Here is a 25,137-nt window from a genome sequence, read left to right on the forward strand (position 1 = left end):
CTTGGGTACAGTAAACGCACGGCAATAACCCAGTAACAGACCGGTAACACGGGGGTTGGCCCCAGTGGCACGGGACTCGTTGAGACGCGACTAACACTATGAGCGCAGACGGAAACATTGCGATGCAGGCCGGCCTGGCGACGCCGACCACGAACACGGTGCCCATGCGACGCGGCGACTTCGCCAGTCTGGCCGAGGCGCTCGACTACGCGGCATGCGGCGTGACAGGTGCAAATTTCTACGCCGGCGGCAAGCTCGAAACCGCGCTGCCTTACCGAATCTTGCGAGCGCAGGCTCGCGAGCTCGCGCAGAAACTGGCCAGCCTCGGCCTCGAACGCGGCGCGTGCCTGGCGATCGTCGCGGAAACGACGCCGGATTTCCTGCGTTTCTTCTTCGCCTGCCAGTATGCGGGCCTCGTGCCTGTCGCGCTGCCGTCCTCGGTGAATCTGGGCGGACATGACGCTTACGTGCACAAGCTGCGCGGCATGTTGCAGGCCTGCGAGGCCGCGATCGCTGTGGCCTCCTCCGCGTTCCAGGGATTCCTCGGGGAAGCCGTGAACGGGCTGGACATCGTCATGTGGGGCGAGCCGCAGGCATTCGACGCCCTGCCCCGCCATGACGTCGAATTACAGCCCATCGGCCCGCATGAAGTGGCCTATCTGCAGTTCACCTCGGGCAGCACCGGCACCCCGAAAGCCGCGGTGATCACCCAGGAAGCCCTGCTTGCCAACGCCCGGGGATCGATCAATGACGGCCTCGATCTGCGTGACAGCGACCGCTTCGCATCGTGGTTGCCGTTCTATCACGACATGGGTCTGGTCGGCTGCCTGCTGACCGTCGTGGCGAGCCAGCGCTCGATCGATTACCTCGACACGCGTGAGTTCGCGATGCGTCCGCGTCGCTGGCTCGAGCTGATGACCGAATCGAAAGCCACCATTTCCTACAGTCCGCCGTTCGGTTACGAGATGTGCGCACGACGCGTCCGCCCGTCGGACATCGCGTCATACGATCTGTCGAACTGGCGTGCCGCGGGTATCGGCGCGGAGCCCATCCTGCCTGAAGTACCGGCGCGCTTCGCCGAGATGCTGGCACCCGCCGGCTTCGACGCGAAGGCGTTCGTGCCCTCCTACGGCATGGCCGAAGCATCGCTTGCCGTCAGTTTCGCACCGCTGGACACCGGCATCGTGGTCGAGTGGCTCGATCCGGTGGACCTCGCGGAGAACCTGCGCGCCACGCCGGTCGCCGAAGGCACCGGCAGCGGTTTCGTCCGATGCGGCGGACCGTTGCCCGGCCATGACCTCGACGTGCGCGACAACGCCGGCCGTCGCCTGCCGGAACGCCACGTCGGCCGGATCCTCGTGCGCGGTCCCAGCCTGATGTCGGGTTACTTCCGCCAGCCGGAACTCAACGCGCAGGTGATGGGTGATGACGGCTGGCTCGACACCGGCGACATCGGTTACGTGGTCGATGGCGAAGTGGTGATCACCGGCCGGCACAAGGACATGATCATCGTCAACGGGCGCAACATCCTGCCTCAGGACATCGAACGCATCGTCGAACGCCAACCGGAACTGCGCTCGCAGGATGCGTCGGCGTTCGGCATTCCCGGCCCCGGGGGAGCGGAAATCGCCGCGGTGGTCGTACAGTGCAATTCGCTCGATCCCGATGTCCGCGCCGCCCTGGTGCGGCGCGTACGGCGCGACGTGCTCGAAGAACTCGGCATTGCCTGCATCATCGAGCTGGTACCTCGCCACACGCTGCCGCGCACGTCCTCCGGGAAGTTGTCGCGTTCGGCGACGCGCACCGGATACCTCGAGCGTCAGTCCATGCGGGATGCGACCGGAGCCGCGGCGTAACGATGAAGGAACTCGCCGACGCGGGGCATCCCGTGATTGCTTTGACGGGGGCGACGGGCTTCATTGGCACGGTGCTGCGCGAACAGCTGATGGCTGCCGGATACCGTGTGCGGGCGTTGTACAGACCTCGTCCCGGGCGGGTACCGGAGAATGCGCCGGGCCTTAAGTGGATCGCCGGCGACCTCAACGATCGCGACGCCCTCGCCGCCCTTGTGGAAGGCGCGGACGCGGTCGTGCACTGCGCCGGCAACGTGCGCGGCGCGCGCGCCGCCGATTTCGACGTGGTCAATGAAGCCGGTGTCATCGACATCGTGCGTGCGGCGCGGGAAGAAAGCCATTGCCACCGGTTCCTGCTGGTGTCGTCGCTGGCGGCCCGCGAGCCGCAGCTGTCCGACTACTCACGCAGCAAGTGGCTCGGTGAACGCGCCCTGGCAGCCCACGCCGGCGACCTCGTGTGGGCCGCGCTGCGGCCGCCGGCGGTCTACGGGCCAGGCGATCGCGAGATGCTTCCGCTCTTCCAGAGCATGGCACGCGGCATCGCGCCGATACCCGGCAGCGGCGACGGTCGCTTTTCCCTGATCCATGTGAGCGATCTCGCCTCGGCTATCGTGGCCTGGCTGCGCTCGGACACACAGTCGGGGCAGACTTTCGAACTCGACGACGGTCACGCGGGCGGCTACGACTGGGACACCGTGCTGAGCACGGCGTCACGCGTCCTGCGCGACAACGCGCCGATCCGTCGCCTCCTCATCCCCGCGCCGTTATTACGCGCGATCGCCGGAGCGAACCGCGCCGCGGCGCGCGTGTTCGGTTACGCCCCCATGCTGACCCCCGGCAAGGTCCGCGAACTGACGCATGCCGACTGGGTATGCGACGGCCGCGCCTTTACCCGCGCCACCGGTTGGACACCCGACATCGGGTTTGAACGTGGCCTTGCCGCCACGCTCGGCAACACCGTGACGCACTGAACGGAATACCCTGATGAACCATCAAGACATCGTTGCGAAGCTTGTCGACATCCTCGAGCCACTCGCGGAGGGCCGCGTCGCGTCCATCGGCGAGAACACGGAACTCACCGGCGAACTGGAACTCGATTCACTGCGGGTCATGGACCTGGTGCTGGCGGTCGAGGACGAGTTCGACATCTCGATTCCCATCAACGCCCTCGCGGAAATCAAGACCGTCGGCGACCTCGCGACGCAGATCGAAACGACGCTGAGCGCAAACGCATGAGAGAGAATCCCAGGCTTCAGGCGGTACAAGCCGTCCGGCAGGAGCTCGCCACCCTGGGGATCGATCCGTTCGGCGTGCAGATCGACCGCATTCTTTCGCCCACGGAAGGCCTGATCCACGGCCGCCGCACGATCCTGGCGGGCACGAACAACTACCTCGGACTGACGTTCGATCCCGGCACGATCGCCGCGGCGCGCGAAGCGCTCGAGGCGGCCGGCACGGGCACCACGGGCTCGCGCATGGCCAATGGCAGCTACGCGGGACACCGCGAGCTGGAAGTGGATCTGGCGGCGTTCTACGGCAAACGCGACGCCATCGTCTTCTCCACCGGCTATCAGGCCAACCTCGGCATGATCTCCGCGCTGGTGGGCACCGGCGACGTCGTCATGATCGACGCCGACAGCCACGCCAGCATCTACGATGGCTGCCGGCTGAGCGGCGCCAACGTCATTCGTTTCCGTCACAACGACGCCGCCGATCTGGCCAAGCGCATGCGCCGTCTTGGCGACGACGCGGCCAACGCGCTGATCGTCGTCGAAGGCGTCTACAGCATGCTCGGCGACCGCGCTCCCCTGCGCGATTTCGCTCGCGTGAAGCGGGAGTTCGGTGCCACGCTGATGGTGGACGAAGCCCACTCCATGGGCGTGCTCGGCAGCAAGGGGCGCGGCCTGGCCGATGAGCAAGGTGTGCTTGCCGACGTCGACTACGTCGTCGGCACCTTCAGCAAGAGCCTCGGAAACACGGGCGGCTTCTGCGTCAGCGACTCGCCGGATCTGGACGTGCTGCGCTATGCCAGCCGGCCTTACGTTTTCACCGCGTCACTGCCGCCCGCGACCATCGCCGCCACCCGGCAGGCGCTGCGCACGCTCGCGGCCGCCGATGACCTGCGACTGCGCCTGCAGAACAATGCGGAGCGTCTGCACGCGGGCCTGGGCGCGCTCGGCTTCCGGCTCGGCGCTCCGGCTAACGCCGTCGTCGCCGTCCTTGTCGGCGACAAGCTCGAGGCACTGCGTTTCTGGGACCACCTGCTCAAACACGGTGTCTACGTCAATCTCATGGTTCCGCCGGCCACGCCCGGGGGCGAATCGCTGCTTCGCTGCAGCGTCAGCGCCGCTCACACGCCCGAGCAGATCGACGCCATCTGCGCCGCGTTCGCCAGCTGGACTGGCGCCAAAGCATGAAGCACTGGTTCTCCGATGGCGCTTTCCGCGCCATCGTGCGCAACGCGTCCTATCTGGCTTCCAGCAACGTCGCCAGCGCGTTGCTGGGATTGCTGTCACTCGCGTGCGCGGGACGTGGCATGACGCCGGAGCTGTTCGGCACGCTGGTGGTCGTTCAGGCGTACGCGAAAAGCGTCAGTGATTTCGTCAAGTTCCAGACCTGGCAATTCATCGTTCAGTTCGGCACCCCCGCGCTGGCCCATCAGGACGTGGCCCGCTTTCGCGATGTCACGGGCCTGTCCTTCGGACTGGATCTGGCAAGCGGTGCGGTCGCCCTGGTGGGTGGCGTGGTGCTGCTCCCCCTGCTCGGCCACGCCGTCGGCATCTCGCCAGCGGACTTCTGGTGGGCACTGGGCTACTGCACTCTGATTCCGACGATGACCGCGGCGACACCGACCGGCATCCTGCGCTCGATCGATCGCTTCGACCTGATCGCGGTTCAGCAAGCCATTACGCCGCTGCTGCGCGCGGCCGGCAGTGTCATCGCGTACTTCGGCCATCTCGGATTTCCGGGCTTCATCGCTACCTGGTATGTCTCGAGCCTGGTCGGAGACGGCGTGCTGTGGCTGTTCGCCGTCCGCGAACTCCGCCGTCAGCGGATCGATCATGCGCTGCGCCCGGGTCTGTTCGGTCCCGCCCGCCGTATCAAGGGCGCATGGGATTTTGTCTGGACGACGAACATCGCGCACTCGATCTGGTCCGCCCGCAACGCCGGTACCAACGTGCTGGTCGGCATCATCCTGGGACCGACCGCGGCCGGCTTGTTCAAGGTGGCGCTTACCTTCTTCGACGCCGCCGGCACGCCGGCGTCGCTGATGCAGAAAAGCTTCTATCCGGAAATCATGCGCATGGACCCGGCCAGCACACGCCCGTGGAAGCTGGGCCTGCGCTCGGCGACGCTGGCCGGCGGCGTCGGTCTTCTGGTTGCCTTACTGGTCATCGTCGTCGGCAAGCCGCTGATCTCGACGGTGTTCGGAGCGCAGTATCTCGAGTCTTACAACCTGCTCCAGGTCATGTCCGCCGCCCTGGTGGTCTCGATGGCCGGCTTCCCGCTCGAATCGCTGCTGTACATCGCCAGCCGTCAGCGTGCCGCCCTGGTCGCCCAGGCGCTGGCGGCCCTTCTTTACGCCCTGTTGCTGGTCGGACTGTCGCATTATCTCGGCATCATGGGCGCCGCCATCGCCTACTTCGGCGGACAGTGCCTGGAAGCCTTCTTCTCGCTGATTCCGACGATCGGCGCGTACCGCAAGCGACATACGCTTTCGTTCTACAAGCCCGAGGAAGCGCAGACATGATCCGCCGCCGTGACCACGCATGGCCGACGTTTCCGGCCGAAGCGCTCCGACGTCTGTTCGACGCCGTCGATGTCGACGATATCGTCGATGCGCATGTCGCCCTGCCCGACCCCATCGTTCTGAGCTGCCCCGAGGGCACGATGCGCGACTGCTACGCGCTGTGCCTGCAGTTCTGGGAAGAAGGCGTGCGGCGGGAAGATCTCCTGGGACTCGTCGGAAAGCTGCTTCGCAACGAAGGGTTGAGCGCGGACGAGCGCCTGCATTTCAAGCACATCCGCGCCCGGTACAAACACCTCCGTTTCGCGCAGCGCCTGTACAGCGAAGGTCACACCTCCAGCTATCTTTTCGACCTGACGACACGCGTGCTCGGCCACTTGCAGGATGCGTTCCGCAGCGGCAGGCGCGGCGGCATCGTCCGCCACGGGCTAAGGCTACGCGTGCTGTTGTCCAGGCCCGTGTGGACGATGGTGCGGCGGACCATGGAACGCACGCGCATCGATACCGAAGCCGGGCTGATCGCGTTGCAGCAGGCCGAAATGCGGCGCCTGGCCGGGGCGGTGTCGCGCACGCACTTCGCGGGCCACGAATTCCATACCGTGCGCAAGATCGTCAGCATGCAGGTGTCCTACTACGACACCCTGCGCTCGCTCGGTCCCGACGAGCATGCCTTGCGCATGTCGAGGTTTCTGGCGGCCATCAATGGCCTGATGGGCTCGCGTCACGACGAAATGGTGGCCGAGGCCCTCTCCGGCCGGCGTCATTACCGCACGCCGGCTCCGCTGGCCAACGAGATTCGTTCACGCCTCGAAACGCTGATCGCCCGCTACCCCGTTTAGGGTGATCGGTGCTCAGGGACGGGCGGCGACGGAGAAGACCACCCGCCGCCCAGCGCCATGATCAGATTGACGCTGGCGTCCAGCCGGCGAACGCGAAGCTGAAGTTCGCCACGGCCCGCGTCGAGGGAAGCATTGGCCGCCTCCACGACAGCGGAATAGTCGGCGACACCTTCCCTGTACTGGTTTCGCGTGACCCGGTCGGATTCGTTGGCCGCCGCGGCGGCCCTGTCCTGCAGCTCCGCCGCACCGGACAGCGTGCTCGTGATCACGAGGCCGTCTTCCACTTCGCGGAAAGCATCGAGCACCGTCTGGCGGTAATTGGCGACAGCCTCGTTATAGGCCTCGCTGGCATTGGCGGCCTGTGCCTGCAGCCGTCCACCCGTGAATAACGGTGCGCGTACATCGGCGGTCCCCGTGGGACCGCGGAGGATGCCGATGCCGGCCGCGAGGTTGATCGTCGGCAACGCTTCCGCCCTGGCCACGCCGATGCGCGCGCTGGCCGCCGCCATACGACGCTCGCTGGCGGCGACATCCGGCCGGCGTTCGAGCAACGTCGCAGGTACGCCCGCGGGAATTGCCGGGACCTGCACGTCGAACGCAGCAGGGGCGATCGCAAAGTCCGCCGGCGCCTTGCCGAGCATCACCGCGATCGCGTGCTCCAGCTGGGCTCGCGCGCTCCTGGTATCCGCCAGTTGCATCTGTGCCGTACTCGCCCGCATCAGCGCCTCGGCGACGTTCGCGCTCGATGCCTGTCCCTGGGCGTACTGGTTGCCCACCATGCGATGCCACTGATCGCTTGCCTCGGCGCTTCGCTGAAGCAGCACGATCAGCGCATCGTCCTGACGCAGCGCGAAGTAGCTTTGCACCAGCTGCGCCTGCATCGAAAGGGTGGCGGCGGCCAGATCGTCGGCACTGGCGTCGGCGGCTGCCCGATGAGCTTCGACGTCACGGCGGATCCGTCCCCACAGATCCAGCTCCCAGCTGACACCCAGGCCAAAGTCGTTCTCGTTCTTGCGGCCGGATTTCAGCGTTCCCGCGCTGACCGCCGGTACCGAGGCACCACTGGCGACCTGCACCAGCGCCTGCGCCTCGCGTACGCGCGCCGCCGCTGCGGCCAGCGACTGGTTGCTCACCGCGACTTGCGACACCAGCGCATCGAGCGCGGGGTCACCGTAGATCTCCCACCACCTGGCCGAGATAGCGGCTTGCGCACCCGACGACGCATGCGCGCCCGCTTCCTTGTAAGCGGCGGGTACCGGCGCGGAAGGGCGAACATAGTCCGGGCCCACCGGCGCGCAGGCGCCGATGAAGCACACACCCAGAGCGACGAGGGCGACGCGCCATACACGGGGAGGCATGCGCTCGCTCACGGCAGCGGATCCTCGCGGCCGGTTGACCAACCCGCGTCGTCGCGCCTGCCGAGTTTCTGCATCCATCTGCCTGCCCACTTGCTGAATCGATCGAGGTAAAGGTACACAACCGGAGTCGTGTAAAGGGTCAAGAGCTGACTGACCACGAGGCCGCCGCCCATCGCGATGCCGAGCGGCCGGTGCATCTCGGCACCGTCGCCGCGTGCGACCGCCAGCGGCACCGCGGCGACCATAACGGCGAGAGACGTCATCAGGATGGGGCGAAAGCGAAGCCGGCATGCCAGCTGGATGGCTTCCGCCGGCGTCAGCGCCGATCCGCGCTGCGCGGCCAGGGCGAAGTCCACCATCATGATCGCATTCTTCATCACGATACCGATCAGCGCGAAGATCCCGACCAGTGCGATGACGTCCAGGTCGGTCCGGAAGAGCATCAGCGCAAAGACGGCACCCACGGCAGCCGACGGCAACGTCGACAGAATCGTGAGCGGGTGCACGCAGCTCTCGTAGAGAATACCCAGCACGATGAACAGGGTGAGGAAAGCGCCAAGAATGAGGGCTGGCTCGCTGTCCGCCACCTGACGAGCCGCACCCGCCGACCCTTGCAGGCTGCCGCGGACAGACGTCGGTACGGCCATCCCATCCACGGCCTTCCTGATAGCGAGCGTTGCCTGAGAGAGGGAGACGCCAGGCGCTCTGTCGAACGAAATCGTCGTCGCCACGGACTGAGCGAAATGCGCGATCGTCAGTGGCATGTCGTGCTGACGGACATGGGCGAGCACGGGCAACGGTACGCTGGCACCGTTCGCCGCGGGAACCTCGATGTGGTTGAACACGTCGGTAGACGTGGCGTGCTCGGGCGCGATCCCCATCAGCACCGGCGTCTGGCTCGACGGAGAAAACATCGTCGTGACCCGGCGGCCGGCGAACGCGTCTCGCAGCACGCCGTCCACCCGTGCGTAGCTGACACCGAACTGCGCAGCGGCATCCCGGTCGACGTGCAGCGCCGTCGCGACGCCCGTCCCGCTACCACTGCCGTGCACGTTGGACAGCTCCGGCAACCTTGCCATGGCCTCCGCGATACGCGGCACCCATGTCGCCAGCAGCGCCGACGAGTCGGCCTGGATCGTGTATTCGTTGGAGGCGCGGCTACGACGTCCACCCGTGCGGATGTTCTGCACCGACGTCACGGTAAACGTGCCGCCCGAAAGTTTCGCCAGCCTGGCGTTGATACGCGCGGCCACTTCGTCCGCCGTCGCGTCGCGTTGCGAAAGCGGCTTCAGCGTGGCGAACAGCGAACCCGAATCGTGTTCGACATAACCCGCGACACTCGCTATGGCCGGATCCGCACGCACCACCTCGAGATAGCTCGCCAGCTTGGCGCGCGCCACCGGAAAGGAGGCATCCGCGTCGGTGTCGAAGTCGCCGGTGAGCTCACCGGTGTCCTGCCGCGGAAAGAATCCCTTCGGCACGGCGATGTAGAGAAAGACGCTAAGGCAAAGCACGGCCAGCAGGGAAAGCATTGTCAGCGGCGCACGGCGGAGCGCCCACACCAGGCTGTCGTCGTAAGCGGGTTGCAGACGACTGAACGCACGTTCGCTCCAGCGCAGCATCCGCCCTGGTGCGCGCCGGGCGTCTGCCGGTTGCAACCACAACGCGCACAGCATGGGCACGACAGTAAGCGAAACCACCAGCGAGATCGCGATCACGACGGCGAGCGTGACGGAGAATTCGCGCACGAACAGACCGACGTAGCCGCCCATCAGCAACAAGGGAATGAATACCGCGATGAGGACCGCGCTCATACTCACCACCGTGAGACCGACCTCACCAGCACCCACACGCGCCGCCTCGCGCGGCGGCACCCCGTCTTCGATATGGCGCGCGATGTTTTCGACGACGACGACCGCGTCATCCACGGTGAAGCCCACCGCGATGGTGAGTGCCATCAGCGAGAGGATGTCGAGGCTGTACCCCAGCAGGTACATCGCGGTCATCGCACCGAGCAGCGAGATTGGCGCCACGGCGCTGGCGATCAGGGCCGCGCGCAGGTCGCGCAGGAAGACCAGCATGACCAGGACCACCAGCACGACGGCCAGCGCGAGGGTATGTTCGGCCGCGCGCAGCGAGCCGCGGACCGAGGTGGCACGATCGACGATGACGCTCACCTTCATGTCGCCAGGCAGCGAAGCCTGGAGCGCGGGCAGGCGCTTCATCACCCCGTCGATGACTTCGATGGTATTGGAGCCGGGCTTGTGGCGGACCAGGGCCAGCACGGCCGGCTCGCCGTTGGCGAGCGCCGCCTGATGTGGGTCGCGCTCCGTCTCGATGACGCGGGCGATGTCACCGAGCGGCACGGCCGTACCATCGCGTCCCGCCACGACGACCGAGCGAAACGCGCTGGCCTTGTCGAACTGACCGTTGGTAGCGACCTGCAGGTAACGGTCACCGGTCTCGATCGCGCCGCCGGCGGCATTCGACACGGCAGCCGACACCGCGTGGCGCACCTGCTCGAAGCCGACACCCCGTTGGTTCATCGCCTGCGGATCCAGGGCTACACGCACGGCGGGGACGGAACTTCCGACCAGTTCGACCTCGCCCACCCCATCCACCTGCGCCAGCGTCTGGCTGAAGGTGGTCGACGCGACGCCATACATCTGACTCGGCGTCGCATGCCGGGAGGTGAGGCCGAGCACCAGCACGGGCGCGTCGGCGGAACTGACCTCGCGATAGCTCGGTGCGGCCGGCATATCGGACGGCAGGTCCGCACGCGCGGCATTGATCGCCGCCTGCACGTCGCGCGACGCCCCGACCACGTTGCGTGACAGGTCGAAGGTGAGCCGCACGTCGGTGCCTCCCGTCGTACTGACGGAGGTCATCTCGGTGAGCCCGGCGATGCGCCCGAGCGCGCGCTCGAGCGGCGTCGCCACGGCCGAGACCATCGTCGCCGGACTGGCACCGGGCAACTCGGCCGACACCTTGATGGTCGGCACGTTCACCTCGGGCAACGAGGCGATCGGCAGCAGCCGCCAGGCAAGCGCCCCTGCGACCACCAGCCCGAGGCAGAGCAGCGAGGTCGCTACCGGCCTGTCGATGAAGAGACGCGACAGATTCATGCCGTCTCACTCACGAGCGACGCCCGCCCCGCTGCAGCACGCGCTCGAACGCCAGATAGATCACCGGCGTGGTGAACAGCGTCAGCAACTGGCTGACCAGCAGCCCCCAGAAGATGCCCACACCCAGGGGGTGACGCAGTTCCGCGCCCATACCGCCGCCCAGCATCAGCGGCAACGCGCCCAGCATCGCGGCCAGCGTGGTCATGATGATCGGACGGAAACGAAGGAGACACGCCTGCACGATGGCATCGCGCGGGAGAAGGCCCTGCTCGCGCTGCGCATCGATCGCGAAGTCGATCAGCATGATCGCGTTCTTCTGCACGATGCCGATCAGCAGGATCACGCCGATCAGCGAGATCACGTCGAGCTCGAAGCCGCCGATGATGAGTGCCAAAAGGGCACCGATGCCGGCTGAGGGAAGCGTCGAAAGAATCGTCAACGGGTGGATGTAGCTCTCGTAGAGTACGCCGAGCACGATGTAGACACTGAGCAGCGTGGCCAGCAGCAACCACGGCTGTCCGCCGCGCGATGCTTCGAACGCCTGCGCGGCGCCCTGCCAGCGCATGTGCATGCCGGCCGGCGGTTTCAGTCGATGCCACGCCGAATCCACGGCTTCCATCGCACCGTCCAGCGACACGCCCGAAGCGAGATTGAACGACACCGTAGCCGCGGGCAACTGGTCGATTCGGGTGACCACCAGCGGCGCGATGCGCTCCGTCACCTTCGCGATGGATGCGAGGGGAATCAGCGACGCCGCCGGATCCGCAGGGTCGGCACCGGCGTCGCCTGCCCCGCCCTGGCCGGAGAGATAGACACCCTCCATCGCGCTCGCCGTACCGCCCGCGGCGGGCAAGGCCTCGAGGATGACGCGACGCTGGCTGGCGAGGGTGAGCAAGGTGCCGACCTGACGCTGGCCGAAGCTGTTGTACAGCGCGTCACCCACAGCCGCCGACGTGATCCCGTAGCGGCTGGCAAGCTCGTGATCGACATGGACGTAAGCCTCGAGACCGTCGACCTGCTGATCGCTGGTGGTATGGGCCAGGTGCCGGTCGTTCCGCAAGGGCTCCAGCACCCGCGGCAGCCAGGCCGCAAGCTGGGTGGAGTCCGCGTTTTCGACCGAGAACTGGTACTGACCCGGACTGAGGCGGTCGTCGATCGTCAGGTCGGGCACCGGCTGCATGTAGAGCGTAATGCCGGCGACGCCGGACGCCGCGTCCGCGAGTCGCTTCATGACCGCGGGCGCGCGGTCGCGGTGCGACAGCGGCTTGAGGTGGATGAGCAGTCGCCCGCTGTTGAGGGATGGCGCACCGTCACCCACACCGACGAACGACGCGACGCTGGCCACGGCCGGATCGCGCAGGATCGCATGCGTCAACGCCTGCTGCCGCTGGCTCATGGCGGCGAACGATACGGTCGCCGGCGCGACGGTGACGCCCTGAATGTCGCCGCTGTCCTGCCGGGGAAAGAGACCGCGCGGCACGACGAAATACAGCGCGACCGCAAATACCGCCATCGCGCCGACCGTCACGAGTGTCGCGGTCTGCCGTGCCAGGACCCAGCTCAGACCGGCCTCGTAACGCGCGAGTACGCGGGCATGCCACGCTTTGCCCTCGCGCACGGGCGTGCGCCGGAGCATCCGTGCGCACATCATCGGTGTCAGTGTCAGCGACACCACGCCGGAGATCAGAATGGCGACCGCGAGGGTGACCGCGAACTCGCGGAAAAGACGCCCCACCACCCCGCCCATGAACAGCAGCGGGATCAGTACCGCCAGCAGCGACAAGGTGAGCGAGACCACGGTGAACGCGATCTGGCGCGAACCCTTCAGCGCGGCGGCGAATGGCTCTTCCCCCGCTTCGACATAGCGTGCGATGTTCTCGATCATGACGATCGCATCGTCCACCATGAAACCCGTCGCCACGATCAGCGCCATCAGCGTCAGGTTGTTGATCGAGAAGCCCGCGAGGTACATGACCGCGAACGTGCCGATCAGCGACAGCGGCACGACCACACCGGGGATCAGCGTCGCGGCGCCGCCGCCGAGGAACAGGAAGATCACCAGGACCACCAGGATCACGGCGAATACCAGCTCCATCTGTACATCGTGCACGGCGGCACGCACGGACTCCGTGCGATCGGCCAGTGTCGTGACATCGGCGGCCGCGGGCAGCGTCGCCTGCAATTGCGGCAGCACCTGCCGGACGCGATCCACGACCTCGACCACGTTGGCGCCCGGCTGCCTGCGGATCTGCAGGATGATGGCGGGCTGCTCGCCCGACCAGGCGGCAAGACGTGCGTTTTCCGCACCATCGCTCACGCTCGCCACATCGCGCAGGCGAACCACCGCGCCTTCGCGGTGGCCCACGGTCAGATTCGCGAAGGCTTCCGCGCTGTCCAGCGGATCCGCGATGGCGATGTTGGACGAACGCACCGCGCCGTCGAGGGTGCCTTTAGCCACGTTCGAATTGGCCTCGCGAATCGAACCGCGCAGGTCCTCCAGCGTCATGCCACGCGAGCGCAGTTTCGCCGGATCGGCCTGTACCAGGATGGCCGGTTGCTGGCCTCCGCCGAGGCTGACCAGGCCGACGCCGGTCACCTGAGACAACTTGGGCACGAGGCGGGTATCCGCCAGTTCGCGCAGCGTCCGGAGCGGCAACGTCGGGGACGTCAGCGCCAGCGTCATCACCGGCGCATCGGCCGGATTGACCTTGCGGTAGATCGGCGGCTGCGAGATATCGGAAGGCAGTGACGGCGCCACCGCGTTGATCGAAGCCTGCACTTCCTGCTCCGCCACGTCGAGCGGCAGATCCAGATTGAAGCGCAGGGTGATCGTCGAGGCGCCCGCCGAACTCGTCGACGACATCTGGCTCAGCCCTGGCATCTGGCCGAACTGCCGTTCGAGCGGCGCCGTGATGGTCGATCCCACCACCTGCGGTCCGGCCCCCGGATACGCTGTGACGACCTCGATGGTCGGAAAGTCCACTTCCGGCAGCGCCGAGAGCGGCAGAAAGCGATACCCGAACAGGCCGACCAGGAGGATCGCGACGGCTAGCAGCGCGGTTGCGACCGGCCGGAGAATAAACGGACGGGACGGGTTCACGAGCGCGCGGTCGACGTCCGCGCTGAGGCGCCCGCCTCGTCGCGATGACAGGAAGGCGTCTCCGCCGCGGGGGACGGCGCAGGCTCGGCCGCCGCCGTGGCCTGCACTTTCGTCCCGGCGCGCAGCCGGTCCGCGCCTTCGACGACGACCTTCGCCCCCGCTGCGATCCCGGAGGCGATGACGGTGGTGGAAGCGTCCTGAGCACCCAGTTTGACCGGCACGACGGCAGCGGTCTTGTCGTCCTTGATCGCGTAGACGAAGGGCCCCTGAGCGCCCTGCTGGATCGCTGCGGATGGCACCAGGATCGCCTGCGGCAACACATCGACGGGGAGCTTCGCGGTCACGAACTGGTTCGGCAGCAGCGCGCCGTCGGCATTGGCGAACTCGGCTTCGAACTTCACCGTGCCGGTCGTGGGGTCCACCTGATTGTTCGCCGCGAGAAGATGGCCGGTACCCAGTTTGTCGTCAGGGCCGTCGCCGTAAGCATCGACCGGAATACAGGCACCGCCGTTAAGGCGCGCGAGTACGCGCGGAACCACGTTGACCGGTACGGAGAAGAGGACCTTGCTGGGCTGCGACTGCGTGACGGTGACGATGCCACGAGCGTCCGACGGGCCCACCAGATTGCCCGGGTCGACGCGCCGCAAGCCCACCATTCCCGAGATCGGCGAGACGATCCGCGCGTTGGACACCTGAAGGTTGGCGCTGCCGATACGGCCCTGCTCGGATTTCACCTCGGCGGCGTACTGCCGTACCAACGAGCGCTGATCGGCGACCCGCTGACGCGAGATGGAATCCTGCGCGAGGAGCGCCTCATAGTGCTTGAGCGTTTCTTCCGCATTGGCCAGCTGCGCCTGACTGCGGCCCAGATCGCCGGTTGCGAGCTGGAGCTGTGCCTGCGAGGCTCGCGGATCGATCTCGGCCAGCAGATCGCCCTTCCTGACCTGCTGCCCGCCGCTGAAGGCGACGCGCGTGAGCACTCCATCCACCTGGCTCCGCACCAGCACGCTGTTGAACGGGGTGACCGTTCCCGGCTGCACGCGATAGACGACGAATCCGCCTTGCCGGACGGTGGCCGTGACGACCGGCACCGCCTGATCGGCTACCGAGGCACCGTCTTTTTTGCCGTGTCCGACCCACCATACAATCGCGGCGACCGCGACGATGCCGACGACCGCCACGGTTCCACGCGAGGATTGCTTCGCCATCAGAGCTGCCTTTCGTAGACGCGATAGCGCTTGTAGTCACGACCGCCGATCGCTTCGATGATGTTGCGCATGCCGGCGTTGTCTTCGAGGATCCAGGACAACTCGACCTCCTCGACGCCACGCGCCACCAGATGATGCCGGACGGCATCGATCACCAGAAATGCCAGTCCGGGACCGAGCGGCGTGTTATGAAAGCTGCGACGCACGCCCATGAGCGGCACGCGCGACGACTTCGGGAAGCGCTTCTTGAGCCGCCACAGCAGCTTGACCCAGTTGAACGGCAGCAGCTTGCCGTCGAAGTCCCTGATCACTTCGTTGACGTTGGGCAAGGCGACGATGAACGCGGCCGGTTCGCCGTCCACCTCGGCGATCTGGATCAGCTCCGAGGCGATCAAGACCTTCAGGGTGTGACCGAGATCCTTGAATTCGGCTTCGGTGAACGGCACGAAGCCCCAGTTATCGGCCCAGGCATCGTTGAAGATATCGCGCAGCGTGGCCAGTTCTTCATCGAAACGGCTGCGGTCGAGCGGGCGCACGCGGATGCGCTGCTTCGACTTGCCGAGCAAGCGGTTCATCACTTTGGGCTCGGGAAAGTCGGGCGCGACGACATAGGCCAACATGTCCTTGGCTTTCGCGTAGCCTGCCTGCTCGATGTGCGAGCCGTAATACGGCCGCGTATGACCCATCATGAAATAGGGCGACGTATCGAAGCCGTCGATGAGAAGGCCCACCTCGTCGTTGATCGACAGACTGAGCGGCCCGCGTATGCGTTCGATACCCTCGCCTCGGAGCCAGTCTTCCGCCGTCCGGAGCAACGCGGCGAAGGTCTCCGGGTTGTCCTCGGCGTCGAGCATGCCGAAGAAGCCCGCACCGTCGGCGTGGCGCTGCAGGTGCAGGGAATCTATCTGGGCACTGATCCTGCCAACCGGGCGATCACCGCGATAGGCGATCCACCCCTTCCACCGGGCATGCTCGAACCATGGGTTGGTTTTTGCACCGAGGTGGAGTTTTCGTTCAAGAAATAAAGGCGCGATCCATGCGGGATCCGATCCCAGGATCGCGCCCGGTACCTTGATGAACCGGTCCAGTTCGGCCTTGCTATCAAGGGGAACGATGCGCAGCGAGGCGGAGTTGCTCAATTCTGGGATCCCTGAAAAGCGGATTAAGACATGTGTTTGCCATATCGGCGAAACATGATTTTAATCTTGCGAATCCCAATTTGATATACCCGCGAGGCTAGTAATTCAAAAGCGTGCCTCCCTACCCTATCGCTGACCGCTCTTGCCCGGATCCCGCCGTCCCTTCTGATCCGCGCCGTCGGTCGCCACATCGTCCGGCCGGGTCTGACCGACCTGGTCCGAGGGCTCGTTCGCCGGCTTGTCCTGGCCGGGGTTGGCCGCTGGATTGTTGGACCCACCGACGCCGATGGAGGAATGCTGCACGCTGTCGCGGTCGCTCATGGTGTTCTCTCCTCTCAGAAGAACGAATCGTTGCCCCACCTCCGTGACGAAAGAGCGTGTCGGCGGTGTTCATTGCGTGACTGAGTCAGGAGGCCCGGTGAAGACCTCATGCGACGTTGTCCGGTCAGGCCACCGTGCGTTCACGCCGTCTGACCAAGACTGCCCGCATGAACCAAACCACTCACGCTTCCGAATCGCCCGCCCTGCGAGTGGGCTGCGCGGGCTGGTCGCTTGCGTCGAAGGTCGCCTCGTCGTTCGGCACCGAGGGCACTCATCTGGAGCGCTATGCGCGGGTGTTTTCCTGCGTCGAGATCAACTCGTCCTTCTATCGGTCGCACCAGGAGAAGACCTACCTTCGCTGGGGGGAAAGCGTTCCTGAAAGCTTTCGCTTCAGCGTGAAGATGCCTCGAACGATCACGCACGAGCTTCGCCTGCAGCACTGTGAAGCGCCGCTCGCCGCCTTTCTGCGTGAGGTGTCAGGACTGAAGGCCAAGCTCGGTTGCATCCTGATCCAGCTTCCCCCGAGCCTTGCACTTGATTCAAAAACAGCGAGAGCATTTTTCCGCCGTCTGCGGAAGATCACATCCACCCCCGTCGTGTGCGAGCCGCGACACGCTTCCTGGTTTACGGCGAAGGCGGATGCGTTGTTACGAGAAGGGGACATATCGATCGTCCAGGCCCATCCCTCGCCCGTCGCCGGTGTCGAGCCAATGCTTCACCCCGAGCTTCTTTACATTCGGTTGCACGGCGCCCCCGAGATCTACTATTCCGCATACGACCGCACGTTCATCGACAGCGTCGCCACAAGGATGAGGTTGTCAGCCGGCGACGGACGCGATGCGTGGTGCATTTTTGACAACACGGCACGCGGAGAGGCCGTTCCCAATGCCCTGACGCTGAAGGCCATGCTCGATGCCGAGCAGCCGGATTGATGCTGAAACTCGTTGACATACCTGCGTTGTCGGGCGCGTTGAGGTCGATCGGCCAGTTCGGCTAACCTCGCCGTTTCCCTGCGCAGAAAAAAGCTTTGATGAGCACGCCCGTTGCCGACGCCTACTTCGTTCAGATCGCACCAGGGCGCTATCGTCCCACCGACCACGTCGGCGGGGGCTGGAATCCCGACGAACAGCACATCGCGCCGGTCATGGGCCTGCTCGCCCGCGAAATCGAAACGCACCATGCGTCGCGTCGGACCGACGTTCTGACCATCAGCCGTGCCACCTACGACATCCATGGCGTGCTTCCCATGGACGCGTTCGATATATCGGTCGACGTAATCCGCCCGGGCCGCACCATCGAGCTCGTCGAGGCCACCCTCACCTGTCAGGGACGCATCGCGATCACACTGCGCGCATGGCTGCTGGCGACATCCGACACGTCGACGATCGCAGGGGACGGATTCCCGTCTATGCCTCCGTTGGCGGACACCCCGCCGTGGGACTTCTCATCCCTGTGGCCGGGCGGCTTCGTACGAAGTGTGGAAGCGCGTCAGATCAAGGTCGATACCGGTCAGGCGACCAGCTGGGTGCGACCGGGGTTTCCGCTGATCGCCGATGCCGCCACCAGCCCCCTCGCAAGGATGCTCGGTGTCGTCGACGTCGCGAATGGCCTTTGCCCGAGGCGGCTGCCCGGTGACGTGGCGTTTCCCAATGTGGATCTGACCGCGCACATCCTGCGCTCTCCCGAAGCCGGCTGGCTGGGGCTCGCAAGCCACGCGTCGTTCGGACCGGCAGGGCTCGGTGTGACGCACAGCACGGTATACGACGAGCGCGGTCCCGTCGCTGTCATCAGTCAGTCGTTGACCGTCCGCCGAAGGCGGCCGTCTAGAGCGCTACGCTGGCCATTCCCTACGGAGATAGCATGCTCACGTTCGACCCGGCGACCCGCGCCGATACCGACGCCAACCGATGCACATCGGTTCAGCTCACCTCGGGCGCGCAGGATCCGGCACATCCGGCCTCCGCTCCGCCATGCTCCGAAGCAGGCCCACGAGTTGCTGCGCGTCATACGGCTTGGAAAGGAAGACTCCGCGCGCGGGCATCTCGTGGTTCGCGATGCTGACATGACTGGACGTAACCACGATCTCGATCGGCGGCCAACGGTCGCGGATCATCGCGGCAAGGCGTATGCCGTCCATGCCACCGGGCATATCGATGTCGGTAAACACGATGCGGATGTCGAGCCGGGTTTCCAGAATCCGCACGGCCGACGCGGCATCCGGCACGGAGACGACGTCAAAGCCGCCGTCCTCGATCAGCTCTTCCGCCATGAGGCGCAGCAACGGTTCGTCTTCGACGATGAGAACCACGGGTTTCAAGGGAGATGCCTGGCCCATCGGGTCATACCTGCTGTAAATGCGAAAGCGGTGCGGAGAGCGTCAGTACGAACCCCTTAGGGTGGTACTCCGTACGAACATCGCCCGACCCCATGCCCATCCTGATCAGACGGGAGCCGAAGCCCTTGCGTTCGGGCTCGCTCACAAGCGGCCCACCCACTTCCTGCCACTTCAGATAGAACTGTTCGCTGTCGGTTGACCAACTGAGTCGTATCCTTCCCTCGGCATTCGAAAGAGCGCCGTACTTCACCGCGTTGGTCGTCAGCTCATGAAGCAGGAGCGACAGGGAAAGCGTGGCTTTCGGTCCGAGTTCGAACGCCGTGCCGATGAAATCCACACGGCTTTCCAGGCAGAAACGCCCGAAGGACGACTGCGCGATGGCTAGCACGGGCGCGCCGTGCCAGTTCTCCCGGAAGAGAATGTCGTGCGCCGAACTGAGTGCGTGAATGCGCTTTTCCAGTGCATCCACGGCGTCCCGCTCGGTCACGCCGCGCAAGGTCTGCACGGCCAGCGCCTGAACCATCATGAGCGTATTCTTCAGACGATGGCTCATCTCATGGTTGAGCACATCCTGCAGTTCTTCGTTTCTGCGACGCTCGGTGACGTCAGTAAAGAAGCCGATCAGCCGGTCGCCGTCGAGCGGCGTCAGACGGGTCTCGAACCAGCGGCCGTCGACCAGCGTCGAACGACCGACATGCACGACCGCCGAGCGATCCTTGAGTACGCCCTCGAACACCGGAAGCAATTCATCGATGGCCAGCGGCGCGACATCGCCCAGCATCGCACCGGTCGTCGCCGCCGGGTCGAGACCGGTGAGTCTTCCGAAAGATGGATTGACCTCTTCGAAACGGAAGTCGACGGCGGCGCCATCGGCCGAGCGCAGGAGCTGACCGACGTAGAAGCCCTCCCGCATCTCCCCGAAAAGCGTACGGAATTTTCGCTCCGACGAACCGACGCGGATTTCCTTGTCGACGATGATCGCGATCATCTCGAGCACGCTGCGATCGTGCGCCGTCCATGCTCGCGGCTTCGTGTCGATCGCGGCCAGGGCGCCAATCAGCGAACCGTCGAGCGAGTGGATCGGCACGCCAAGGTACGCCTCTACGCCGAGATCGGGAATGGCGAGGTTGTTCTTTACCAGCGGCTCGGCGCGCGCATCCGGTACGTCGAACACTTCACCCCGCTCGACGACGTACTGGCAGAACGAATGAGTGATCGGGGTTTCGCCCATCGACGCCCACGGCTCGGGCAGGCCGGAGTGACCAGCGAACACCTGGCGGGTTTCGTCGACGATGGACACGATGGCGACGGGAACGCTCAGAACGTTCCGGACAAGTTCGGTGAGGTGCCCGAACTGGGCGCTCCCCGGCCGGTCCAGCAGGCCGCTGCGGCGCAGTTCGTTGACTCGAAGGGAACGGGTGTATGTGAGGGAATCGGCGGGCATGGGGCATGGTCGGGGACGGGGCGACAAAGCCGCGTCAACGGGCTGCGATGAGACCGGATCCCGACTTTGTCATCCTCTTCCCGCGCGGAGCCTACGCGCCCATGCTGCCCGGCGTGTCCGAAGCCATGCCTCCGCGGCCACCCCGTAACGGGCCATTGTGAGCATTGTCGCTTGGTGGAAGACTTTCGAGCCGTCCCGCCGCCTAGAGAGCCCCTGCCTCCACAGCATCCCGCAGACGCGGAAAGACCGGTGCGAAGCCCAGATCTTCGCGAATGCGGCGACCGTCCATGCGCACATTGAAGATCCTGGCTCGCTCAGCGTCCGAACCATCCGGAGGCAGCTCGCCGACCGCCTTGAACAACGTCGCCAGATCGGGATCTTCGTCGTCGACGACGTTGTAGATACGGTGCTTCGGCGCTTTCGCATAAAGCATGCGAACGACCGCCTGAGCGATGTCGTCATGATGCCCGAGCGACATCCGCATGTCGGCGGGGAATTTACGCATGAACGGCACGACCTCGTTGATGTGCGGATCACCCGCGCCATAAACGAAGGGAAGACGAAGCACCCGGACATCCAGCCCGTCCATCGACAACAGCAGCTTCTCGGCGGCAAGCTTGCTCACCGGGTACGCATCTACCGGCGCACAGCTATCGTCTTCGCCGGTCTGCGCTCCACCCTTGGGGCCGTACACCAGGCCCGTACTCGTGAAAACGAAGCGCCCCACCGAGGCGTTCTTGCTCGCCTCCGCCAGATGCCGCGTTCCCAGGTCGTTCGTCGCGTGCGCCTGTTCATCGGTCGCGCCACGAAAAAACGCGGCGCAATGAACCACCGCGTCCACACCCTCCACCGCCTTAGGCAGGGAACCAGGCTCGAGCAGATCGCCCTGGACCAGTTCCACCTGGTCGCCCAGCATGTCCCGGGCGCGCTTCTCGTCGCGCACCAACGCCCTCACCTGCTCGCCATGATCGATCAGGCGCTTCACGAGACGTGAACCCACCTTACCCGTCGCTCCGGTAACCAGGACCTTCATACGACACCGCCTTTCCGAAAGAATGAACGGTCAGCGTACTCGCGGGATTTCCGGAGAATTGGATAAACCGGACAAGGCTTGTTAGCCGCCCGGTTTGTCTTCAGACTGACCCCATGCGCACAGAGATGCACCGTTATCACGACCCGCTGAGCATGCCCTTCCCGGCATCCGCGACTCACCTCGACCTCGTCGCAAGCCCAAGCGCCAATATGTATCTGGTCGCTCGCTACGGCCCCTCAATTCCCGGCGGACTGGACGTTCATGCACTCGGTGCACGTCAGCGCGTTCATCGAAAGCGGATCTACCGCGGTCACCGCGCCGCCTTTGTCCGTGTTCCTTATGAGACTCACCAGGCCGTGTTCGGCGTGCCGGCGAGCGCGCTGGTGGGGCGGACGATTCCGATCGAGGAGATCTGGAGCAGAAGCGCTGCGGAGGATCTGATCGGGAAGCTGGCCGATACCCATGATTCCGCCACCGCTGCCTCCGTGCTGGAAGATGCGATCGCCCTGCGTGTCGCGTCGACGCCGATGGATGCCAGGCATGGCTTTGTGCGCCGGGCAGCCGGACTGCTGGAACACGCCAACGTCGGCGATGTCTCAACGCAACTGGGAATCAGCGATCGTCATCTGCGTCGCGTCTTTCAGGAGGTGACGGGCCTCAATCCCAAGACGTTCGCCCGGCTGAAACGGTTCGACCGCGCCGTAAGCAGCGCGCTGAATAACGGCGGATCGAACTGGTCGAGCGTCGCGGTGGATGCGGGCTATTACGACCAGGCCCATCTCATCGCGGACTTTCACGTCATCGCCGGTACCACCCCGCAGAAGTTCCTGGCGGAGGTTCGCGACCAGCGCAGGCTGATCGCATTCAGGTGAACTGGCCGCGTACCCGCGACACCCTGTCGGCAAGGATGTCGATCGCATCGCCAGGCAACCAGAGTTCGTCCGTCGCACGGCTCATCGCGAGATAGACGGCGCGCACGCGCTCGTCGGCGCGACGTCGCTCGAGCGCTCCCGACAGCGTGTCGAAGCAACACGGCCACAAGGTCACCTGGCTGAACTCCAGGCTCTTGCAATGCTCCAGCAGGCCCAGCGTCAGCCCTTCCGCTTCCGCGTCCTTCTGGGCGCCGAGCAGCGACTGCATATCCGTGCTGCCGAAATCCCGTTCGAACAGCCGCACGACCCTGCTGTAGCCGATCCTCTCCAGGTGCCCTGCCAGCGCGCTCCAGGACGTGTACTCCCGGTTGCCGTAGTACCGCGTCACATGGTCCCCACGTCGCATGCCGATCGCATCTTCGGTGGCGCGTGCCAGGTCGCTCTCCGTGGCGGGCAACAACCGGAACGGCACGCCCTGGCTCTTCAGCCTTAGTGCGTCCTCCAGAATGGACCACACGCTCTCATAGACGCGAAGCCCGGCGAGTGGCAGCGTGTCGGTCGACTGATAGAAATACCGTCGCGTGTAATGCTCTCGCGAACCCTCGAGCGACTCGACGACCAGCTCCGTGCTGTGCATGCCGAGCACCGACCGGATGAGTCCGACCGCCTGACCACCGGCGCGTACCGACCGGGTCAGCGTCAACGCCTTGCCCGACCCGTAGTTGGCCATGACCCCGCTCAACTTCTGATAGGGATCGCCCATGGTCACGCAGCCATCGGGGTAGCGACGAATGAGGGCGAGCAGCGGCGCGGGCAGATCGTGGGCCTCGTCGATGAGCAGCGTGCCCATCGGTGGCAACGAGGCGCCCTCGACGTCGAGCCATTTGAACAGGTGATACGCGCGAACGGTGAACGGTCGCTCGGTCTTGCTCCCGAGCGGTTGCAGCATCAGCTCCCACACGCGGCGTGCCATCGCCACGTAAGCGGCGCGCTCGTCCACCGAGAGGCCGTCGTTGAAGCGCACGTGCTCCGGGCCGATCTGAGGCGCATCCGAGTAGCACCACCGGTTGATGATGCGATCGACCGCCGCAAGCACCCTGGCCGGACTATCGCCGGCAATCGACACGATGCCCGCGGCCTGCAATCGTGCTTCGAGCGGCATACTGGCTTCGCGCACCGTCGGCGCCCGCACCCAGCGGATGCTGTTGCCCTGGACGTGCGCGGTGGCCATGTCATTGGCGAGCGTGCGAAGCACCACGCTGGAGACCGCACGCGTCCCTACGCGCTCGTTGAAGGCGTGCTGGTGCGCATGGGTCGGCGCGAGGTGCGTGAAACGACGACCGCTGGTCGCGAGGGCGAACATGAGGTGCGTCTTGCCGGTTCCGGCAAACGCGGTGATCGCGTAATGCTCGCTCGAGGATGCCGCGATGGCCCTTACCGCGCGGACCTGATCCGTCGTTCCACGAAGGTGGAACGTGGGCCGGACCACTTCGACGACCTGATCGCCCGCCATCGGTCGTTCGACGTCGCCGTCCTCGTCGTCCGCCCCGAGGTCTTCTTCGAGTCGAACGCTCACCTCCATGAAGGTTTCACGACAGGCCGCCTGAAACCCGTGCGAGAACTCGCCGTCCTCCCCGAGCCAAGCCTCGGCCGCCATGACCTCGACATCGGCGAAAGCGACGCCCTGATCGCCAAGCAAGCCTGCGACCTCACCAAATCCCATGTCCGCGAGGACGACACGCTGCGCCAGAAGATCGCGCTCGCCGTCCGCCAGGGGCTGGCCATCGAAGAGTTGGCGCGCCTCGTCCACCAGGCGGTAGAGGTCGCCGCGGCCCAGCGGACGCTGTGTCGCAAGCATCATGGCCAGCAGTGCAGCGCGCTCGATCGATGCCTCCGGAACCGCGCCGTGGCTGATGAAGGCCGATGCGACGCTTTCAGTGACGGGTAGATACCAGGTGTCGATGCGACGGAGAGTCCCAGATTCCATGGGGCGTCGTGCTCCTCATTTATCGATAATCAGGCCATTCTAGGCGATAGGCCCAGGTAACGCGCAGCGCATGAGGCCGCGCGCAGGCCTTGGGGAGCAAGGCTTTTACGGATTCGAGAAAAGGTTGCCGGGCAGCTTGTGCTGGCTCACGTACGATTCATGTACTGCGAAGTATACTTATTCCCAAGGTTGCCGAGAGGCACCGGTCCCAGCATATCCGGGCAGTTCCCCTGCTGCCTTTTGCAACGACGGAGTTTCTCAAACCCGCGGTCCCCTCCGCGGGTTTTTATTTGCCACAAATTTCGTCTAAGAGGTTTGATTACACCTCTTAGCAGCCAACCTATCATAAGTACATGAAATCACTGGCGGAATTGCTTGCCAATAAGCGGCCTCCCACGCCCTCCCCGGAAGACTTCCCACGCGAGGTCGGAAACCGGATTCGGCGGCAGCGGATGGCGTTCGCGTGGCGACAGGCCGATCTCGCCAGGCGCGCTGGCGTTTCCGAAAGCACGATCAAAGCTGCGGAGAAGGGGTCCCCCGTTTCTTCGGAGAATCTCCTGCGGCTGTTACTCGCACTGGGACATGGCTCCGACGTCATTAAGATGCTCGACGCGCCTCACTACCCTGATCTCGAAGCGCAAGCTCGTTTTTTCGAGATGAAGCCAACCGCCTCGCCTGCCCTGGCGAAAAAGCGTGTCCGCCCCAAAGCGTAGGAACGCATGCCTATCGATAGCGATGATCGAGGGACATCTCACTGACGTTTCCACCGTGTTGC

19 protein-coding genes are annotated in these 25,137 nt (G+C 65.3%); 10 read left to right on the forward strand and 9 right to left on the reverse strand.

Going from position 1 to position 25,137, the window contains the following annotated elements:
• Positions 1 to 122 precede the first annotated feature (122 nt).
• From B5X73_RS01120 to B5X73_RS01145, 6 genes are read left to right on the forward strand one after another with little or no spacing between them, the layout of a single operon-like run.
• A complete protein-coding gene (locus tag B5X73_RS01120; RefSeq protein WP_079520150.1) occupies positions 123 to 1,856 on the forward strand; it encodes a fatty acyl-AMP ligase in 1,734 nt (577 codons plus the stop codon).
• 2 nt (positions 1,857 to 1,858) lie between these two features.
• Complete coding sequence (locus B5X73_RS01125; RefSeq protein WP_079520152.1) at positions 1,859 to 2,824, forward strand: NAD-dependent epimerase/dehydratase family protein; 966 nt, start codon at positions 1,859 to 1,861, stop codon at positions 2,822 to 2,824.
• 13 nt (positions 2,825 to 2,837) lie between these two features.
• Positions 2,838 to 3,089 (forward strand): acyl carrier protein, encoded by a 252-nt coding sequence (locus tag B5X73_RS01130; RefSeq protein WP_079520154.1) that lies wholly within the window; start codon positions 2,838 to 2,840, stop codon positions 3,087 to 3,089.
• On the forward strand, positions 3,086 to 4,270 hold the full coding sequence (locus tag B5X73_RS01135; RefSeq protein ID WP_079520156.1) for a serine palmitoyltransferase: 1,185 nt from the start codon (positions 3,086 to 3,088) through the stop codon (positions 4,268 to 4,270). The genes B5X73_RS01130 and B5X73_RS01135 overlap by 4 nt, the downstream gene beginning before the upstream one ends.
• Positions 4,267 to 5,604 (forward strand): lipopolysaccharide biosynthesis protein, encoded by a 1,338-nt coding sequence (locus B5X73_RS01140; RefSeq protein WP_079520158.1) that lies wholly within the window; start codon positions 4,267 to 4,269, stop codon positions 5,602 to 5,604. Before B5X73_RS01135 ends, B5X73_RS01140 begins: the two co-directional genes overlap by 4 nt.
• Positions 5,601 to 6,440 carry a hypothetical protein gene (locus B5X73_RS01145; RefSeq protein ID WP_079520160.1) on the forward strand — a complete coding sequence of 280 codons (840 nt, stop codon included), beginning with the start codon at positions 5,601 to 5,603 and terminating at the stop codon, positions 6,438 to 6,440. The genes B5X73_RS01140 and B5X73_RS01145 overlap by 4 nt, the downstream gene beginning before the upstream one ends.
• On the opposite strand, the gene B5X73_RS01150 is transcribed toward B5X73_RS01145, so the two are convergent.
• From B5X73_RS01150 to B5X73_RS01175, 6 genes are all read right to left on the reverse strand, one after another.
• The gene (locus tag B5X73_RS01150; RefSeq protein ID WP_176167677.1) at positions 6,437 to 7,810 is read right to left on the reverse strand and encodes an efflux transporter outer membrane subunit; all 1,374 of its coding nucleotides are present in this window, start codon (positions 7,808 to 7,810) and stop codon (positions 6,437 to 6,439) included. The genes B5X73_RS01145 and B5X73_RS01150 overlap by 4 nt on opposite strands.
• Entirely contained in the window at positions 7,807 to 10,923 is a 3,117-nt protein-coding gene (locus tag B5X73_RS01155) for an efflux RND transporter permease subunit (RefSeq protein ID WP_079520164.1), read from the reverse strand. Before B5X73_RS01155 ends, B5X73_RS01150 begins: the two co-directional genes overlap by 4 nt.
• A 10-nt stretch (positions 10,924 to 10,933) precedes the next feature.
• On the reverse strand, positions 10,934 to 14,023 hold the full coding sequence (locus B5X73_RS01160) for an efflux RND transporter permease subunit (protein WP_079520166.1): 3,090 nt from the start codon (positions 14,021 to 14,023) through the stop codon (positions 10,934 to 10,936).
• Positions 14,020 to 15,231 carry an efflux RND transporter periplasmic adaptor subunit gene (locus B5X73_RS01165; protein ID WP_079520168.1) on the reverse strand — a complete coding sequence of 404 codons (1,212 nt, stop codon included), beginning with the start codon at positions 15,229 to 15,231 and terminating at the stop codon, positions 14,020 to 14,022. The genes B5X73_RS01160 and B5X73_RS01165 overlap by 4 nt, the downstream gene beginning before the upstream one ends.
• Complete coding sequence (locus B5X73_RS01170; RefSeq protein WP_217699714.1) at positions 15,231 to 16,370, reverse strand: hypothetical protein; 1,140 nt, start codon at positions 16,368 to 16,370, stop codon at positions 15,231 to 15,233. The genes B5X73_RS01165 and B5X73_RS01170 overlap by 1 nt, the downstream gene beginning before the upstream one ends.
• A gap of 126 nt (positions 16,371 to 16,496) precedes the next feature.
• Complete coding sequence (locus B5X73_RS01175) at positions 16,497 to 16,691, reverse strand: hypothetical protein (RefSeq protein WP_079520170.1); 195 nt, start codon at positions 16,689 to 16,691, stop codon at positions 16,497 to 16,499.
• 167 nt (positions 16,692 to 16,858) lie between these two features.
• Between B5X73_RS01175 and B5X73_RS01180 the strand changes: the two genes are divergently transcribed.
• Entirely contained in the window at positions 16,859 to 17,623 is a 765-nt protein-coding gene (locus B5X73_RS01180) for a DUF72 domain-containing protein (RefSeq protein ID WP_079520345.1), read from the forward strand.
• 98 nt (positions 17,624 to 17,721) lie between these two features.
• A complete protein-coding gene (locus B5X73_RS21165; protein ID WP_217699715.1) occupies positions 17,722 to 19,086 on the forward strand; it encodes a thioesterase family protein in 1,365 nt (454 codons plus the stop codon).
• Here B5X73_RS21165 and B5X73_RS01195 read toward each other — a convergent pair.
• A complete protein-coding gene (locus tag B5X73_RS01195) occupies positions 19,031 to 20,470 on the reverse strand; it encodes a sensor histidine kinase (protein WP_079520172.1) in 1,440 nt (479 codons plus the stop codon). The two genes, B5X73_RS21165 and B5X73_RS01195, sit on opposite strands and share 56 nt — an antisense overlap.
• A gap of 202 nt (positions 20,471 to 20,672) precedes the next feature.
• Positions 20,673 to 21,503 carry an NAD-dependent epimerase/dehydratase family protein gene (locus B5X73_RS01200; RefSeq protein ID WP_079520174.1) on the reverse strand — a complete coding sequence of 277 codons (831 nt, stop codon included), beginning with the start codon at positions 21,501 to 21,503 and terminating at the stop codon, positions 20,673 to 20,675.
• 113 nt (positions 21,504 to 21,616) lie between these two features.
• On the opposite strand from B5X73_RS01200, the gene B5X73_RS01205 reads away from it, so the two are divergent.
• The gene (locus tag B5X73_RS01205; protein ID WP_079520176.1) at positions 21,617 to 22,375 is read left to right on the forward strand and encodes a helix-turn-helix domain-containing protein; all 759 of its coding nucleotides are present in this window, start codon (positions 21,617 to 21,619) and stop codon (positions 22,373 to 22,375) included.
• On the opposite strand, the gene B5X73_RS01210 is transcribed toward B5X73_RS01205, so the two are convergent.
• Entirely contained in the window at positions 22,368 to 24,362 is a 1,995-nt protein-coding gene (locus B5X73_RS01210; RefSeq protein WP_079520178.1) for an AAA family ATPase, read from the reverse strand. The two genes, B5X73_RS01205 and B5X73_RS01210, sit on opposite strands and share 8 nt — an antisense overlap.
• A gap of 353 nt (positions 24,363 to 24,715) precedes the next feature.
• Here B5X73_RS01210 and B5X73_RS01215 point away from each other — a divergent pair, with 353 nt between their 5' ends.
• Complete coding sequence (locus tag B5X73_RS01215) at positions 24,716 to 25,075, forward strand: helix-turn-helix domain-containing protein (RefSeq protein ID WP_079520180.1); 360 nt, start codon at positions 24,716 to 24,718, stop codon at positions 25,073 to 25,075.
• Positions 25,076 to 25,137 lie beyond the last annotated feature (62 nt).

It is taken from the genome of Luteibacter sp. 22Crub2.1 (assembly GCF_900167995.1).
GTDB classification, from domain to species: Bacteria; Pseudomonadota; Gammaproteobacteria; order Xanthomonadales; family Rhodanobacteraceae; genus Luteibacter; species Luteibacter mycovicinus.

What these genes read in the sequence shown, in the direction of transcription:
- B5X73_RS01130 (WP_079520154.1), top strand. Translation starts at nt 2,838, where the DNA reads ATGAACCATCAAGACATCGTTGCGAAGCTTGTCGACATCCTCGAGCCA.
- B5X73_RS01125 (WP_079520152.1), top strand. Translation starts at nt 1,859, where the DNA reads ATGAAGGAACTCGCCGACGCGGGGCATCCCGTGATTGCTTTGACGGGG.
- B5X73_RS01200 (WP_079520174.1), bottom strand. Translation starts at nt 21,503, where the DNA reads ATGAAGGTCCTGGTTACCGGAGCGACGGGTAAGGTGGGTTCACGTCTC.
- B5X73_RS01155 (WP_079520164.1), bottom strand. Translation starts at nt 10,923, where the DNA reads ATGAATCTGTCGCGTCTCTTCATCGACAGGCCGGTAGCGACCTCGCTG.
- B5X73_RS01175 (WP_079520170.1), bottom strand. Translation starts at nt 16,691, where the DNA reads ATGAGCGACCGCGACAGCGTGCAGCATTCCTCCATCGGCGTCGGTGGG.
- B5X73_RS01205 (WP_079520176.1), top strand. Translation starts at nt 21,617, where the DNA reads ATGCGCACAGAGATGCACCGTTATCACGACCCGCTGAGCATGCCCTTC.
- B5X73_RS01145 (WP_079520160.1), top strand. Translation starts at nt 5,601, where the DNA reads ATGATCCGCCGCCGTGACCACGCATGGCCGACGTTTCCGGCCGAAGCG.
- B5X73_RS01215 (WP_079520180.1), top strand. Translation starts at nt 24,716, where the DNA reads ATGAAATCACTGGCGGAATTGCTTGCCAATAAGCGGCCTCCCACGCCC.
- B5X73_RS01210 (WP_079520178.1), bottom strand. Translation starts at nt 24,362, where the DNA reads ATGGAATCTGGGACTCTCCGTCGCATCGACACCTGGTATCTACCCGTC.
- B5X73_RS01195 (WP_079520172.1), bottom strand. Translation starts at nt 20,470, where the DNA reads ATGCCCGCCGATTCCCTCACATACACCCGTTCCCTTCGAGTCAACGAA.
- B5X73_RS01165 (WP_079520168.1), bottom strand. Translation starts at nt 15,231, where the DNA reads ATGGCGAAGCAATCCTCGCGTGGAACCGTGGCGGTCGTCGGCATCGTC.
- B5X73_RS01135 (WP_079520156.1), top strand. Translation starts at nt 3,086, where the DNA reads ATGAGAGAGAATCCCAGGCTTCAGGCGGTACAAGCCGTCCGGCAGGAG.
- B5X73_RS01120 (WP_079520150.1), top strand. Translation starts at nt 123, where the DNA reads ATGCAGGCCGGCCTGGCGACGCCGACCACGAACACGGTGCCCATGCGA.
- B5X73_RS21165 (WP_217699715.1), top strand. Translation starts at nt 17,722, where the DNA reads ATGAGCACGCCCGTTGCCGACGCCTACTTCGTTCAGATCGCACCAGGG.
- B5X73_RS01180 (WP_079520345.1), top strand. Translation starts at nt 16,859, where the DNA reads ATGAACCAAACCACTCACGCTTCCGAATCGCCCGCCCTGCGAGTGGGC.
- B5X73_RS01140 (WP_079520158.1), top strand. Translation starts at nt 4,267, where the DNA reads ATGAAGCACTGGTTCTCCGATGGCGCTTTCCGCGCCATCGTGCGCAAC.